At 53.4% G+C, this 14,925-nt stretch carries 19 protein-coding genes; 5 read left to right on the plus strand and 14 right to left on the minus strand.

All coding sequences use genetic code 11. The features are described from left to right. Nucleotides 1-99: 99 nt before the first annotated feature. Genes CKV68_RS06900 through CKV68_RS06910 form a run of 3 tightly spaced genes read right to left on the minus strand, consistent with a single transcriptional unit; the run spans nt 100 to nt 2,304 of the window. Nucleotides 100-480, minus strand: a complete 381-nt coding sequence (locus tag CKV68_RS06900) for an SdpI family protein (protein ID WP_014835649.1) — start codon at nt 478-480, stop codon at nt 100-102. 58 nt (nt 481-538) lie between these two features. After that, entirely contained in the window at nt 539-1,195 is a 657-nt protein-coding gene (locus CKV68_RS06905) for a response regulator (protein ID WP_014525120.1), read from the minus strand. After that, a complete protein-coding gene (locus CKV68_RS06910; protein WP_095075886.1) occupies nt 1,192-2,304 on the minus strand; it encodes a sensor histidine kinase in 1,113 nt (370 codons plus the stop codon). Before CKV68_RS06910 ends, CKV68_RS06905 begins: the two co-directional genes overlap by 4 nt. A gap of 212 nt (nt 2,305-2,516) precedes the next feature. Between CKV68_RS06910 and CKV68_RS06915 the strand changes: the two genes are divergently transcribed. Then, nucleotides 2,517-2,807 (plus strand): hypothetical protein, encoded by a 291-nt coding sequence (locus tag CKV68_RS06915; protein ID WP_013910483.1) that lies wholly within the window; start codon nt 2,517-2,519, stop codon nt 2,805-2,807. Between the two features lie 312 nt (nt 2,808-3,119). After that, on the plus strand, nt 3,120-3,485 hold the full coding sequence (locus CKV68_RS06920) for an SdpI family protein (protein WP_014525122.1): 366 nt from the start codon (nt 3,120-3,122) through the stop codon (nt 3,483-3,485). Nucleotides 3,486-3,619: 134 nt separating this feature from the next. On the opposite strand, the gene CKV68_RS06925 is transcribed toward CKV68_RS06920, so the two are convergent. The 5 genes from CKV68_RS06925 to CKV68_RS06940 all read right to left on the minus strand — a co-directional run bounded on the left by CKV68_RS06925 (nt 3,620) and on the right by CKV68_RS06940 (nt 6,734). Beyond that, entirely contained in the window at nt 3,620-4,795 is a 1,176-nt protein-coding gene (locus tag CKV68_RS06925) for an MFS transporter (RefSeq protein ID WP_231910474.1), read from the minus strand. Between the two features lie 73 nt (nt 4,796-4,868). Further along, entirely contained in the window at nt 4,869-4,994 is a 126-nt protein-coding gene (locus tag CKV68_RS11435; protein ID WP_014835654.1) for a hypothetical protein, read from the minus strand. Nucleotides 4,995-5,122: 128 nt separating this feature from the next. Then, nucleotides 5,123-5,767, minus strand: a complete 645-nt coding sequence (locus CKV68_RS06930; RefSeq protein WP_014525124.1) for an anti-sigma factor — start codon at nt 5,765-5,767, stop codon at nt 5,123-5,125. Next, nucleotides 5,764-6,351, minus strand: a complete 588-nt coding sequence (locus tag CKV68_RS06935) for a sigma-70 family RNA polymerase sigma factor (RefSeq protein ID WP_013910486.1) — start codon at nt 6,349-6,351, stop codon at nt 5,764-5,766. The genes CKV68_RS06930 and CKV68_RS06935 overlap by 4 nt, the downstream gene beginning before the upstream one ends. Before the next feature lie 59 nt (nt 6,352-6,410). Continuing rightward, nucleotides 6,411-6,734 (minus strand): hypothetical protein, encoded by a 324-nt coding sequence (locus CKV68_RS06940; RefSeq protein ID WP_014525125.1) that lies wholly within the window; start codon nt 6,732-6,734, stop codon nt 6,411-6,413. A 347-nt stretch (nt 6,735-7,081) separates the two neighbouring features. Between CKV68_RS06940 and CKV68_RS06950 the strand changes: the two genes are divergently transcribed. Continuing rightward, the gene (locus CKV68_RS06950; RefSeq protein WP_014525127.1) at nt 7,082-8,719 is read left to right on the plus strand and encodes a cytochrome c biogenesis protein DipZ; all 1,638 of its coding nucleotides are present in this window, start codon (nt 7,082-7,084) and stop codon (nt 8,717-8,719) included. Between the two features lie 210 nt (nt 8,720-8,929). Then, nucleotides 8,930-9,556 carry a hypothetical protein gene (locus CKV68_RS06955; RefSeq protein WP_014525128.1) on the plus strand — a complete coding sequence of 209 codons (627 nt, stop codon included), beginning with the start codon at nt 8,930-8,932 and terminating at the stop codon, nt 9,554-9,556. Nucleotide 9,557: 1 nt separating this feature from the next. On the opposite strand, the gene CKV68_RS06960 is transcribed toward CKV68_RS06955, so the two are convergent. The 6 genes from CKV68_RS06960 to CKV68_RS11455 all read right to left on the minus strand — a co-directional run bounded on the left by CKV68_RS06960 (nt 9,558) and on the right by CKV68_RS11455 (nt 13,221). After that, entirely contained in the window at nt 9,558-10,220 is a 663-nt protein-coding gene (locus tag CKV68_RS06960; protein WP_013910491.1) for an ABC transporter permease, read from the minus strand. Then, entirely contained in the window at nt 10,217-10,855 is a 639-nt protein-coding gene (locus tag CKV68_RS06965; RefSeq protein ID WP_014525129.1) for an ABC transporter permease, read from the minus strand. The genes CKV68_RS06960 and CKV68_RS06965 overlap by 4 nt, the downstream gene beginning before the upstream one ends. Next, complete coding sequence (locus CKV68_RS06970) at nt 10,852-11,739, minus strand: ABC transporter ATP-binding protein (protein ID WP_014525130.1); 888 nt, start codon at nt 11,737-11,739, stop codon at nt 10,852-10,854. Before CKV68_RS06970 ends, CKV68_RS06965 begins: the two co-directional genes overlap by 4 nt. Nucleotides 11,740-12,068: 329 nt before the next feature. After that, nucleotides 12,069-12,350 carry a GNAT family N-acetyltransferase gene (locus CKV68_RS06975; protein ID WP_231910421.1) on the minus strand — a complete coding sequence of 94 codons (282 nt, stop codon included), beginning with the start codon at nt 12,348-12,350 and terminating at the stop codon, nt 12,069-12,071. Nucleotides 12,351-12,394: 44 nt separating this feature from the next. After that, a complete protein-coding gene (locus CKV68_RS11495) occupies nt 12,395-12,727 on the minus strand; it encodes an integrase core domain-containing protein (protein WP_014525131.1) in 333 nt (110 codons plus the stop codon). Between the two features lie 17 nt (nt 12,728-12,744). Beyond that, on the minus strand, nt 12,745-13,221 hold the full coding sequence (locus CKV68_RS11455) for a replication initiation protein (protein WP_080562167.1): 477 nt from the start codon (nt 13,219-13,221) through the stop codon (nt 12,745-12,747). A gap of 527 nt (nt 13,222-13,748) precedes the next feature. Here CKV68_RS11455 and CKV68_RS06990 point away from each other — a divergent pair. Next, entirely contained in the window at nt 13,749-14,810 is a 1,062-nt protein-coding gene (locus CKV68_RS06990) for a histidine kinase (protein WP_014525133.1), read from the plus strand. The last annotated feature ends 115 nt before the right edge of the window (nt 14,811-14,925 follow it).

Genomic DNA, 14,925 nt, shown 5'->3' on the forward strand with positions numbered 1-14,925 from the left:
TCGTCGGTTATCAACGAGCGTAAAGCGCCCTCCTGTGGAACCAAATGCGTCTCCTACTGCAGTAGGAGACGTGTACGCATGGCGTGGTTCGGCGAGCTGCTATTCCTGGACTGTTTGAGCAGCGGCATTAGCCTTTATCGAAGCAACTATGAGCAGGAGCAGCTGGACAATGAAAAACGTGATGGGAAGTGCATATACAGCATTGTGCGAGATGGTGCCGTCACGGGTAACAAGGTACAGCGCTACGAGCGAAACCACGGCTCCCAGGATGCCGACATACGCGCTGTATCGGACATACGGCATGGCTGCTTTATGGCCGGTAATCCATGCGGCATCGGAGGATAGCGTGGCGTATGTTCTGATTCCGATGAGATTGTTGCGAACAAGAGATCCGGACGCGGTTGCTTTGTTGAGCCCATAATTCAGCCCAGCAATAAGTAAGAGACTTACCACGAGAATAAAATATGAAACCACGGACATCTCTCCTAAACAATGAAGGGGGGACAAGCGTGCTCGCAGGGTTTTACTGGGAGTCTTTTTACATTCTACCTGCAAGTACAACCAAGCCCACCCGATCGCGGCAGTGCAGCTTGGCAAGGAGCGAAGAAACGTGACTTTTAATTGTTGTCTCTGAGACCACAAGAGCACTGGCTATCTCTGAGTTGTTCATCCCCTGCGCTACCAGCTGAAAGACTTCACGTTCTCTGAGAGTGAGAAGGCTCAGTCCTTGCTTTTGTTCGGCTGGGATGGCCGGCGAAAGACCGTTGAGCTGGGATCGCCACATGTCGAGCACATGGCCTGTGACGCCGGCGCTGAGAATGGATTCTCCACGCGCGACGGTGCGGATTGCCCTGATCAGTTCGTCGGGTTCGGCATCCTTTAAAAGGAACCCATGGGCGCCGGCAAATAAAGCTCGGTCTACGTAATCTCCAACGTTAAAGGTTGTCAGCATGATGACGCGCGCCTCAGGGGCAACCTGGCGGATCTGTGTAAGAGCCTCGATTCCGTCCATGACCGGCATGCGAATATCCATGATGACGATGTCTATGGTGGGGTCTGAATGTAGCGTCGTCACAGCTTGAGCCCCATCGCTGCAGGTGGCTACCACGCAAAAATCTTCTTGTGCGTCGATGATTGTTTGAAGAGCGCTGAGGAGGAGAGGTTGGTCGTCGGCAAGCACAATGCGTGTGGTCATGGTTGTTCCTTGGGGAACCATGCGGTTATCGTCGCATGCTTGTGGGCAAAGTTGTGTGTGAGTGTGCCCCCGAGGGCTGCACAGCGTTCGCTCAGTCCGACGAGTCTAAAGCCTCCGTGAGCAGACGTGGATGCGGAGTCGCCGTGGGTGGTGCACGTGATGCTGATGCCGCGCGGTTCGGTGTTCGCGGTGATATCGGCGCTGATAGGGGGACGTTGATGTTTGAGTGCATTGGTGAGCGACTCTGTGATAATTCGATAAGCAGCAAGCTGGGTGATCGGAGAGGTGGTGGAGAGATCGGCAACAGATGCCGTGATCTCTAGGCCCTGTTCCCGAAACCGCTGGAAAAGATCGTCGAGGTTGGCGGATTCCGGGGCGGAGATGCCGTTATTGCCGAGCGCGTGGATGATGGAACGAACCTCAGCGATGCCCTCGCCAGCTACGGAATGGATCGTGGTGAGTGCGTCGTTAGCAGTGCTGGGAACGGCCATACCTGCAGCGGCTTGCATGCGGATGAGCGTGAGCGAGTGGGCGAGAACATCGTGAATCTCGGCAGCGATAAGGGTTCGCTCCCGTTCTCGTTCTCGCATAACCTGCGCAAGCTGGGCTTCTTTACGGCTTTTGACTGCCTGCCCAAGAAGCAACGCGGTGAGAGCAATAAGCCAATGAACAAGCAGCATCAGTGGCGCATCTATCAGGCCTCGATATTCGACCCTGCCGATATCTGCGACTTTCCACATGGCGGGTGACAGCAGTGATCCTGCCAAGCACGCAATGAATATATTGCGAACTACAAGAGAAGACTCGGTGCGAGCTGCGGAAAATATCACCCAAGGAGCAACAATCAGCTGAGGTGGAACCCCGAGATTGGCGGGGAAAGCTATGAGACACACCAGTGCCCACACACCTAGGATTCCGAGGTTGAGCGCTGCCATCCAGGGGACATTGCGGTGCAAAAAGAGCAGGGCTGGGATAAATGCTAGGGCACAGGCCATAAGAACAGCGGAGAGTGGTGTTGGCGTTGTAATGAAATCCACCACATACACGCTGCTCAGTAGCGCGGCGAGGGCTGCAGCTAGCTTGTCGACGTTCCCAATCTTCTGGTGCACAACTCACCAGTGTAGGTGCGGTGGTGCTTGTTGAACAGGAAAAAGGGGTGCTGGCACCTAATGGCTAAGCGATACCATTTCCATTAATGAAACGTGTTGAAAATCTTTGAGATCGGTGTTATTTTCAGTTTGTAGATCTTGTTGAAAATAACGGAGCGGGGCTGAAACGCCAACAGTTTCGGGTGCCGCTTGTTGGAGAAAAGGAGTTCACCATGTCCTGTGCAACCCACGCAGAGCACACCCACGCTCACGGTCCTGAGTGCGGACACGTAGCTGTTCCTCACGGCGACCACGTTGATTACGTCCATGACGGCCACCTCCACCGCGAGCACGAGGGTCACTGGGATGAGTGCGAGACCACCGAGCACCATGTTCACGAGAACCACGATCACCAGCATGGCCCAGAATGTGGTCACGTAGCTGTTCCTCACGGCGACCATGTGGACTACATTCACGATGGACACCGCCACGCCCTTCACGAGGGCCACTGGGACGATCACTAAATAGGTCGTATCCTCACTAAATCCCCCTGCTAGTTGGACTGAGAAATCAGGAACCAACTGGCAGGGGGATTTTTGTGGGCTGGTGACGAGATGGTTTGAAAACTATTAATGATTGCCATGGTCTGTTTGCTACATGGGGTTACGTTAACTACGGGGCACCCGAGTTTCTTGGTAATTATGGAAGGGGTGCTAGGTTTATATCTTAAAATGGTGAAATTATGACCATCTTAGGATAGTTTCAATTCTATAAAATTATCTGTTGGGAAAATGATTTAAGTAATAATTAATTGAAAATATCCTAGGAGTGAAAGTTTGATCACTTCAGCTCTATTTACAATTTTTACCTTCTCCTTGTTGAGTGTTTTTACATTCTTTATTGCAAAAGAATCCCCGAAGGGAAGCTATAAGCGTTGGGAATATACGTCTTTGCCTGGGGTTCTTACTCCTAATGTGCTGAAATCGAAGGAGACGTGGATCGTGGCACACGAAGCTATGTCCCCATACTTTACCCTTCTGGCAATTTATTTCAGTTTGGCCGGTGTTTTTAATGTGGTTCTAATTTTTATGGGAAACGAAAAGGTTGAGATCATTTTGACAGTTAGTTTCTTATTGGGGATTGTGGCTTTTTCGATAATAGTATTTGCGGGAGATCGAATTGTGTCCAAGCAGGAGGGATAGAGAACTATAAAATGAACATTCTTTTTTAGTGTGTTCGTATCAGGGGTTATTTTCGAAGCCGCTTATTGTACTTATTCTGCTCGAGGTAGGTTGCGGCTCTTACTTTGTTTGTGAAGGAGACAGTGTCTCTTTATCTAAGGTGAGGAAGTAACCGTTTTCCCGCGAGTAGCGATGCGCAGCGCTCGCCACGTTGGCGGTAGCACTGTGAAAAGCATCGTGCCGAGTCCTGCAACAACAAGTGCCAAGCTGGGGCCGATGCTAGCGACGACCGGGGCGCCAACGATATAGCCAACGAGCATTGCTGAGTTATTAACCGTGCCCATTGTTGATAGTGCTTTGGGTTTGATCGCTGGTCGTACACTGTGGACAATGACCATCCTGAGCGCGGCAACCTGGAGAGCATTACAGACTCCGGCCAGCGCAAAGAATGGGATACATACAAGAAGTGACGGCACGAACCCTGGAATGGCGATGCACAAACCCATGGCAGCGCCAGCCTTAATTAGGGTGGGCAGAGCGTTGGCCTCGGTGAGGCGTGTGGACATGCGTGCGCCAAAAATGCGCCCTACGATGAAGCATTGGGCCACGATTGCGTAAATAAGTCCACTCGCCTGGAGCGTCTCCGTGGCGTAGAAGACGAGAGCCACGTTGTAGATGGACGTAAAAATGATAGCGGCCCAGATGCTTGTCAGTGCTTGGCGCGTGTGAGGTTGAGTAAGGAGCAACGTGGGAGCCTCAAGGATGCTGCGGAAGATTTTAAGTGGTTTCCGGCCGGTATTGACGCTATTAATCTGTGCAGAGTTTTTGCGGAGGCGAAAACCTAGTATGCATAACACAAGGAATGAGCCTGCAACAGCTGCAGCTTCGTAGGCCAGTGCAGTGCTCAGGGTTCCAAAGTCTAAAAGAAGGCCACCCAGCGCAGGGCCTACGAAGCTTCCGCTGAGCCGTGCAGTGTCAAGGAAGGAAAATACGCGCGCCTGATTGTGTGATGGTGCACATTCTTCCGCGATCACACAATAGGCGGGGATAGACAAGCCACTTAATGTAGCCACCACAACGTTTCCGGCAATGAGGAACGCTGGTTCGGGGAAGAGAAACAAAAGTACCAGAGCGACACATTCTATGAATGCGGCAGTCTGTGCGACGGTAAGTGGGCTAATCCTGTCAAAAAAAGGCGTGAGGAGCGGTGATAAAAATACCTGTGCACAAGCCCCTGAGATGAGAACTGCGGCCACCAGTGTTTCGCCACTTTCGCGCGAAGCAAAGTGAAGTGAAATAGCAAGCGACGTCATTGCCCCGCAGGTGGCCACGAAAAAGTAGGTAACAGCAAGGGCATAGACGGAACCTAGTTCCTTGCCGTCGCCTGGAAAAATCGTGGGCACGTTATGCAGTCCCTGGCTGATGGCGTACCGAAACGTTTCTTTCAGCTACGGCTTCGCGGACTTGGATGCGCGAAGGCGTGAATTCCCCTAGAGCTTTGATTGTTGGGGATTGTTTGAAAGTGAACATTGCGTTCCTTTTAATGTGAGTCAGGACACGATTAAAAGTAAGTGTTGCAAATCATATCTGTCAATGAGGTGAGGGGCTAACCGGCACTACTGCACCAGTTAGCCCCTCACACTGCACACGGCAGTCACTTACACATCGACTACGGCAAGGACTGTGCCCTGTGGTCGAGAGCTGCCCTTGAGGGGTTCCTCGGTAATCATCACCTTTGAGGTTTCCCCAGGTAAAGGCATCCATACTCCATCGTGATCTTCGGGCCCGATAACACCGGCAGATTTTGTGGAGCCGTCTGCCATTACTGCCCATACCTGTGCGCCCATGCCTTCGCCAAGTTTGGGTGCACCATCAACAAGAGCGCCGCCCTCATTCATTGACGAGGACACAACAATATCCAGGGATGCACCCATGGCATGAGTGCTGGCCTGACGCACGTCGGAAGCTGCGAGGATACTGTGCATTTCTGCATGCGGATCTACTTGTGGCCAGAATGCAAAGCCACCAGCTATTACGGCTATCGACGCTGCCACGGCAAGAAACCCGCGCGTCAACTTATGGCGCGAAGATAGCTGAATAACATCCGCAATAGGCTCAGCTGTGGCACGGACCTGCGGTGTATGCGTTGCCTCTGGTTCCTCTTGAGGAGTAGCGGCAATGGCATCGAGGATGTTGTCTCGTAACTGGGCCGAGGGGGTTAGCGGTGCAGGTGCCTGCGCCAACAGGTCTTCGACATCGTGTGGGAAGTCGTCGAAAGGCTCGTTGTGACCTGTGGGGGTCATTGTGCACCTCCTTGCATGAGGCTCATCGCTGAGCGAAGTTTTTTAAGTCCATCTCTGACCCGGGTTTTGGCGGTCCCAAGGGGAACGCCGGTGGCCTGGGCGATCTCGGGGTGAGTGAGACCGGAGAAATAAGCCAGCATGACGGCGGTGCGGTGTGGTTCGCCGATGGCGTCGACAAGCTTGCGAACTCGCTGTGATTCCAGCGATTCCACTGCTTCTTCCTCAGCTGCGTGCCACGTTGTGGTCTGCTCTAGGAAGTCTTTGTTGTCGCGCTGTTTGGTGGCTACGTCGGTACGCAAGCGATCGATTGCGCGCAAGCGCGTGAGTCGTAGCGCCCAGGAACGGGCACCGCCTTTGGCTGGGTCGTAACTTTTAGCGCTGCGCCACAGCTCAATGAATACCTCTTGGATGACTTCCTCTGCCTGTGCGCGGTCATGAATGATCTGCGCGGCTAAACCCAACATTTGTGGGGCCAGTAGGTCATACAGGGCGGCGAATGCCCGCTGGTCGCCGTGGGCGCTGGCAACAAGCAGGTTATCGGGGTCCATGACCGGTAACTCTACAACGGAAAGGGTGGAAATCATGAACTATTAGTGAGGTGTTAAGGCTGTGGTCGCAAGGTAAGCATAAGAAAAGGCAGGATTTAGTGCTTCATAGCGCCACTGGGCTCCGTATGTTCCATGCGGTCCATATGGTCTTTACCGTCCATTCCTTCTTTATGTTCCATGCGATCCATGTGGTCTTTGCCATCCATTCCCTCTTTGTGTTCCATGCGGTCCATCGCATCCTTGGTCATGGCATCCTTAGTCATCGCGTCCTTAGACATTGCGTCGGAGGGCTGAGAAGACTCGCTCGTGGACGTCTGGCTGGTTGGGGCTGGTTCGTCATCTCCGCAGGCTGTGAGACCGAGGGCAGCTACAGAGAATGCGCCGACGATAAGTGCTTTGCGAAGTGCGGTGTTCTTCATGGGACAGTGCTCCTTATATAAGACTGAGTTCCGATGTGGTGCGCGGCTTATCTCCCGCGCTTATTGAATACTTCGGAGCCGCTGCGTGCGATGGATTGGAAAAAATAAAAATAACTGTGAGTCGCATTGGGGCGGTGGCGTTTTTAGTGTCCCTACCTGCACAATTACTTTTATCCAATCTGAAAGTTTCTTATGTTCCGTACTTCTTAATGACGGCTCGCGCACCGCGCCATCGTTGTTGCGTCGTGAGTGTGCAGGGAGCCGCCGCGCATGGTTGCATCCAGAAAGCGCCGTGCTCCCACAAGATTGTTAAAGCTGAAACATAAAAGCACATAAAAGGAACGCACATGCTTGAACTTATTTTGATCGGGCTTATCGGTGGCATTGTCACCGGTATATCTCCGTGTATTCTCCCGGTTCTTCCGGTCGTTTTGGCGGTTTCCGTAGACCGTAAACCCACCCATGTGATCTCAGGCCTTGCGCTTAGCTTTGCCACTATTACATTGGTGGGCACTTTGATCCTTGGTGCGCTGGGACTACCTAAGGACGTGCTGCGATGGGGCGGTATCGCATTGCTGGTCCTGGTGGGCGTGGGCATGATTGTGCCTAAGCTTGGCGAGTGGATTGAAGCGCCATTTAATCGCATCCCGCGCCCGACATCACTGCAGGTCAAAGCGCGTAATAAAGGTGGCTTTGCCATCGGCCTAGCGTTGGGAGCCGTATACGTTCCGTGCGCGGGACCGATCCTTGCCGCTATTACGGTTGCTGGCGCAACTGGTGACATCGGACTTTCTACGGTGATCCTGACCGTCGCGTTTGCCATCGGCGCGAGCCTTCCGCTGCTCGTCTTCGCCCTTGCTGGTAACAAGATGGGCGAGCGTATCGACGCCGTCCGGAAGCATCGCGGCATCGTCGGCGCGATTATCTTGGCGTTGGCCTTGGCACTGGCCTTGAACGTTCCCGAGAAGCTGCAGCGCAGCCTTCCTGACTGGACTGCCGGTGTGCAGGAACGGCTAAGCGATAATGAGGCTGTTCAGAACGCTCTTAGTAGCGGAAATGGCAACCTAGATTCCTGCCGTAGGGCTGATAAAGGCACTCTGCATGATTGTGGCTCGGCACCGGAATTTGAGGGGCTGACCGGGTGGTTTAATACGGACAAGCCGGTGGGAACGCACGAAGGTAAAGTGACGTTGGTCGATTTCTGGGCCTATGCCTGCATTAACTGCCAACGCGCTGGTGAGCACATCACCAAGCTGTACGACGCATATAAGGATGCGGGACTACAGGTAGTAGGTGTGCACGCACCCGAGTACGGCTTTGAGCATGAGGCCGCCAATGTGCGCGCAGCGGCAAAGCGCGAGGGAATCAACTATCCAGTGGCACAGGACAATGACTTTGTTACCTGGAAGAAGTTCAACAACCGCTACTGGCCAGCGCGGTATTTGATTGATACTGAGGGCAATGTACGCCATATCCATGAGGGAGAAGGCGCTTATGCGGAGACCGAGCAGCTTGTGCGTCAGCTACTCAAGAAGGCCAATCCCAATGTTCAGCTACCTGACCCGATTGAAACTGGTGGCGGAACCGATTCTAAGCTCACGGAGCAGCGCAATCCGGAGACCTATCTGGGTGCTGAGCGGGCTCGTTTCTTTAACAACAACAATTACGGCCTAGGAGAACGTGACTTTACGTATAAAGATCCTAAGACGGGGCAATATTCGCTCAGCGGTAAGTGGGATGTGAAAAGCGATCACATCGTTCCTGTGAAGGATGCAAAGCTGTCTATCAATGTGCATGCGGCTAAGGTCCAGCTCGTGGTATCGGGGCAAGGAAAAGTGAAAGCTACTTTCCCTGATGGCAGCAGTAAAACTTTCGACGTATCCGATGGCACGATAGACATCTATGACGCTGATAAGCCTCTCGACGGCATCATCACCCTGGAACTTGAACCGAGCGTGACGGCGTACTCGCTCACTTTCGGGTAACGCCGAGATCTATAACCGGGAGAGCATGTTCATACTTATGGACGTGTGCTCTCCCGGTTTGTTCATACCCGTGTGCGTTTTCTGTGTGTGGTGAGTTTTACCCACCAAAGGGGTAAAAAGAGCCGAAACTTTTTCTTAAGTAGCACATTTTCTACCTTTTTTGACGTGTTTGTGGGAGAGTCAAAAAGAACTAAAGGAGTGGAAAGCGTTATGGAGTTTCTGCCTTACGAGGCGTTCGAGGGAGAAGTGGCGTCCGTCGTGTCTGGCAGTGATGAGGACATCATTGCTGGTGTGAAAGCGATCATCAACGTTGAGGGGCCGGTATTGGGTTCTCGACTGTTTGTAGCGTACTGCCGTGCCTCGAACCAAAAACTAGGTCGACGAATCCGTGAACGCCTGATGCTCGCAGTAGAACAAGCACTCAACTCTGGTGAAGTAGTAGCTGATAGGCCCTTTACTCGCGTAAATACTGAAGCGATGGTGCTTCGTCCACGCGATAAGGCTGAGGTAGTGGTGCGCTCACTAGGACCCCGTACTCTCGAACAAATCCCGTTGGTAGAACTCCAGACCGTTATGTGCGGCATTGAGTCAGAAAACCCGGATATAGGAAAAGGGGATTTGTACAAACAAACCCTGATTTTCTATGACCGCTGGGGAAAACTGAGCAATAAAGTACGCCTGCTTTTAGACCCAGCTTATGACGCTGGTGGTCTTGGTGGCGAGGGATCACGCCCCGCCGTTAGCCGTAAATACTCTTCCGGTCAGGTGCCAGGGCGCCCTGTGCAACGACGGGGCACATACCGGACTACGGTTCGACGAGCCATGCGCGATTGGTAACTTATGACGTCGCGCTGTGCACCCCAGTATTTCGCTGAACGGTGGAGAGTATTTGGTCAAGAATCAGGGCCAATACGATAACCAAAACGGAACCGGCAAGCATTTCTATGTAATCGCGCGCTTTGAGTCCGTGGAAGATGAATCGTCCGAGCCCTATGTCTGACGTATAAGCCGCGAGAGTGGCTGTGGCTGTGACCTGCAAGGTTGCTGATCGTATGCCGCCCACGAGCACGGAAGCACCTAACGGGAGTTCCACGTTTTTAATGATCTGCCACTCGGTATACCCCATGGCTCGGGCGGCATCCACAGTGTCGCGGTCTACGCTGGCCACTCCCGCATAGGCCCCGGCCAGCAATGAAGGGATAGCGAGTATCACGAGAGCTATGAGCGGTGCACTTAGCCCGATGCCCAAGGCAAGGCCAAAGATCGTGAGCAGGCCAAGAGTGGGCAGCGCGCGCGCAGCGCCGCTGATTGCACCGATAACCGCAGAACCGCGTCCGGTATGGCCGATAGCTACGCCGGCTGGGATAGCAAAAGCAGCGGCAATGGCTACGGCAGCCAGGCTGATACCCACGTGCTCGCCAATTCGGATGAGATAGCCGGTGGGGCCCCACCACCGGGAAGCGGTAGTGAGCAGGGCGAAGAGATCGGAAAACCAACTCATTTCTTTATCACCGACCAAGGTGCGAGTACGCGTTGAAGGAGGAGGCAGAGGACGTCGAAAAGCACAGCCAGGATGACTACTGCACCGATGCCCGTGAGTACCTCAGCGGTGATGTTGCGTTGAAAGCCGTCGGTAAACAGCGTTCCTAGGCTTGATACGCCTATCAATGCGCCGATGGTTACGAGGCCAATAGTGGAGACGCCAAGCACACGGATTCCAGAAATTAATACCGGAATAGCAAGTGGCAGATCCACTTTTACGGCGATTTGAGGTGCGCTCATTCCCTGGGCTGATGCGGACATGCGCACGTCCTCAGGGATGGAACGGAAGGCATCTGTTGCAGTACGCGCAAGGAGTGCCACCCCATAAATGCATAGCGCGATAATGACGTTGGTATCTGACCGCAGCGGAACTCCCACGATGAAAGGAACCAAGATCAGCATGGGAAGAGCCGGGATTGTATAGGCCAAGGATGCTGCGGATACCACTAGGTTGCCTACGCGCGGGCTGCGGGCAGCGAACATGCCGATAGGGATGGAGACCGCAATGCTAATCAGGATTGCCGGAATACTGAGCAGGAGATGGGCGGCCGCCATATCCAGCACATATGGCCACGCGTGACGTAGCCACATCATGAGTCCTCACCTAAACGACCGACTGGGCGACCTTGCTTATCCACCACAACCCGGGAACCGCCGATAACCGCGGTGTGCAAGTCTCTATCTGCTCGATTTGTGCCCATGAACTGGGCGACAAAGTCATTGGCTGGCTGTGCGAAAATTTCCGTAGGCGTGCCAGCTTGGGCAATTTTTCCGCCTTTTTCCAGCACCACAATGTTATCGCCTAGGAGAAAGGCTTCATCGACGTCATGGGTCACCACCACCACGGTTTTATGCAGACGGGCCTGCAACTCAATGAGCTGTTGCTGTAGCGCACGACGCACGATCGGGTCGACCGCGCCAAAAGGCTCGTCCATCAACAAAATGTCCGGGTCTGCGGCAAGCGCGCGGGCAACACCAACGCGCTGTTGCTGTCCGCCGGAGAGCTCACCTGGATAGCGATTTTCAAAGCTGGGGTCGAGCTCTACCGTTTCCAAGGCCAGCCGGGCGCGTCGAATAGCTTCTTCTTTTGGCTCACGGTTAAGCAAAGGAACCGTTGTCACATTATCCAGCACCTTGCGGTGGGGGAGGAGTCCACCGCTTTGAATGACGTATCCGATGGATCTGCGAAGTTCCACGGGATTGACATCGGCCACGTTACGGCCGCGCACGCGAACCTCACCGGACGTGGGTTCAACCATGCGGTTAATCATCCTCAGGAGAGTGGTCTTTCCGCAGCCGGAGGAGCCAACAAAAACGGTGGTTTGATTTTCTGGAATGACAAGGTTGAAGTTGTTCACAGCATTTTCTGTTGGTGCTTGTTTTTCAGATGCTGTGTTTACTTGTGTCTTATTTTTCTTGTCACCTTTTTCTTTGCGGGGGTTAGCGTAGCTCTTGCTGACGTCGATAAATTCGATCATAGTTGCTGCTTCCGTTGGCACTCTGCCGCTTGGGTGACGTGAAATGGGTAATGTCGGCTTAAGGATTATATAAGCATTTGCTGTGTTATATGCTAATTTCCTGTTCCTGCTATTAAAAAGTGGACTGTGGAGTTTTGCTGTTTGGCTATAAGTGCGACCTATAGCGGACTCTATGGGCCATCATACTGATTTAGCTTCGAACAGTCCGGGAGTAACCGAACTTTAGTTGGCTAAGTGCTTAGATGTGCTCGGTGATTTTTACGCGTAACGACGGCTCTACCACCTATAACCTTCCATAGGGAATGGCAGTTATGTTGTTGTGGTTTTGTCTATGTATTGGTGTCGCTTCTTTCGCGCAACATGGAATAGACGGTCGGGCCATGAGGTATTTGTGTTAGGGAGGTCACGTTAAAATCATAACGAGAATAGAGGGTGACATTCCGGGAGTCTGATGTTTCCAAAGAAACCTTTGCTTGGATTGCATCTAAACGCTGTAGTCCATCTGCAAGGAGGGCTGAAGCTATGCCTTGTCCCCAGTTATCGGGATGGACCCCGATGGTGGCGAGATTCCAAGAGTCCTTAGGATGTTGAGGGATTTTTGTATTTAGCATGGCTTGAATACGAAGCGTCCTGGGTTTAGTTTCGCGTTGGTTGTTTAAGCGCGGGTGAGCGCTTGGGTTTGATTGTAAGCGGTTTCTACTTCGATGGGGGTCCGGTGGCCTAGCGCCTCGTTGAGGCGTTGGTTGTTCCACCAGGACACCCAGCCCATGGTGGCGATCTCCACGGTCTTGACATCCGGCCACCGGCGCGCATAGATCAGCTCAGTTTTATAGAGACCGTTGACTGTTTTGGCCAACGCGTTGTCGTAGGAATCTGCGGTGGTACCCACGGACGCTTCAACGACTGCGGTGATGAGCGCATCGGTATAAAACGGCGAACGCGACAGATGGTGCGCGAACGCAACGTCACCGCAGAGTAGTTCGGCCATGATCGTCATTGTCACGCTCAGAAGACAAACGTTTGAAGCATCTCCTCCCCCTCGGCGTAGAGTGGATCGATCAGCCAGATCAGCTGGCACTTGCCGTTGGTGGGGTTGATTCCGATCCATGAAGGGCCGGCGTTACCGGCGGCAAGTACGGCAAGCTTTTGACTCACAGTCTCGTTGAGGCATTCGATCATTCCGCCGGCCAAGCCCCAACGGTCAATGTCAACGACGATCACTGTGGAGCGTTGTTTGTGGGTCAGGGTGACGTGCTGGCATCGTCCAAGGGCTGGGACTTGAATGCGATAGAGCTTCGGGACGATGCTGCCGTCTTTGTCCTTGCGCCAGGCGGCTTTGAAGTTGCGGGTGGGGCTTCCTGGAGGGTTTTGCGCCCCAAGTGGGCAATGAGTCGTAGTCGATCCTCGTGGGCAACATCGAAGTTGCCCAGAGAGGTCGGCGTAGCGCCCAGTGTTTGGGCCAGCAGCTTTGCTGCGTCCCAGTGGGACTTTTTTTTGGGGGGGGGGACACGCTGGCGATCTAACAGTGAATTTTCCGTATTGGGTAGACTCATTGTCAGGCTTTTCCTCAGATGGGTGCTGGGGCGTAAAACGAGCATGATCTGGACGGACATCCGGATCATGCTCTTTTCATTTTTAGCTGTTAACCAGTGTAAATCACGACAGTGTTATTTAGTTGAACATTCCTGGCCGTGTCCCCGTGTCGTAGTCATCCAAGAGTCGTGCAACCACCATGCGGAATCGGTGATTGAATTCTTTTTGCAGATCGCTATCTGGGCAGTTTTCCCATTGGCCAACTTCGAAGTGTGATAGATATTCCTCAATCGCTTTTCTGAGGTGGCGTGCTCGTGAACGCTGTGTGCGAGCGGGAGCCGGCTCCCGCTGTTCACCGAATCACACCTTCCTTTTGGACGTTCTCACCGTGGTTTCCTGAGATTACGTACTGCTATTTTCCAACCTAGTCCCCGTACATCAGAATCTCACTTTAAGTGAACGGTAGCCTTAAGTTCATGATTGTTCAGCGTCTACCGGTCACGTTGATCCTGGCTGCTCTAGCACTCATCTTCAGCGGTGCGAGCATCCTTGATGAAGATCCCACCACACCACTGATCACCGCCCTGATCATCATCCAAGCACTCAGCCTGATCGCAGCACCCCACCACCCACGCATCAGCACCGGCATCTACCTCACAGCATTCCTCAGCGCACTACTTGCCGGCTATTCCACAGGCCTCGAACTCTTCCTCGGCGTCTTCTTAACCACCACCATCGCCGCCACCGGACACCACCTCCTGGCCGCACTGATCACCGCCATCATCACACTCGGTGGCTTCTACACACCGGACGAAGCACATTTCACTTTCGACCCCATCGCCCTGATGATCTTTTGCACCATCATCGGCTTTGCCTACCTGCTAGGCATCTGGATCCACCGCAACCACCAACAACACCTCCACGCCCAACGCACCCAACAAACTCGCCACCAACAACTCACCAGTCTGCTCCACGACACCATCGCCGCCGACCTGACCTCCGTCATCGTCCAACTCGAAACACTCGCCATCATCACCCCACAACGCCACGACGAACTAACACACACCGCACACACCGCCCGCACCGCCCTCGACCGCATCCGACAACTATTAACAACCCTCAACACTCACCCCAACACCGAATCCACAACCAGCCTACCCATCGCCCTGGGCAACACCACCAAGCGACTCCGCAACCACGGCTTTACCGTCACAACCACCACCCAAACGCACACGCCCGTGACCCTACCCCTGCACAACACCGTCCTGGAGCGCTTCTTAAGCGAAACAGCGACCAACATCATCAAACACGCCACAGCTCACAGCCCCGTAACGATCAACTCAACTTCCAACGAAAAAGGCGTGACCATCACCATCACTAACCACCACAACCTCACCACCACACCTGTCAAGGATTCAACCCACCTCGGACTCACCAGCATGTCCCACACACTGCACACACTCGGCGGCACCCTGACAACGCATTCCGACGATCACCAATGGATTACAACTTCCTACCTGCCTTTGTCGAGGAAATAGCCATAGACTACAACTATGTACATGCCCAAAGTCATCACATATGCAGCCCTTGGCGTATTGCTGCCACTGACACCCGTAATAGCTATCACCCCAGCAAATGAGGCCAACATTTCAG

The sequence above is a fragment of the Corynebacterium ulcerans genome (genome assembly GCF_900187135.1).
GTDB classification, from domain to species: Bacteria; Actinomycetota; Actinomycetes; order Mycobacteriales; family Mycobacteriaceae; genus Corynebacterium; species Corynebacterium ulcerans.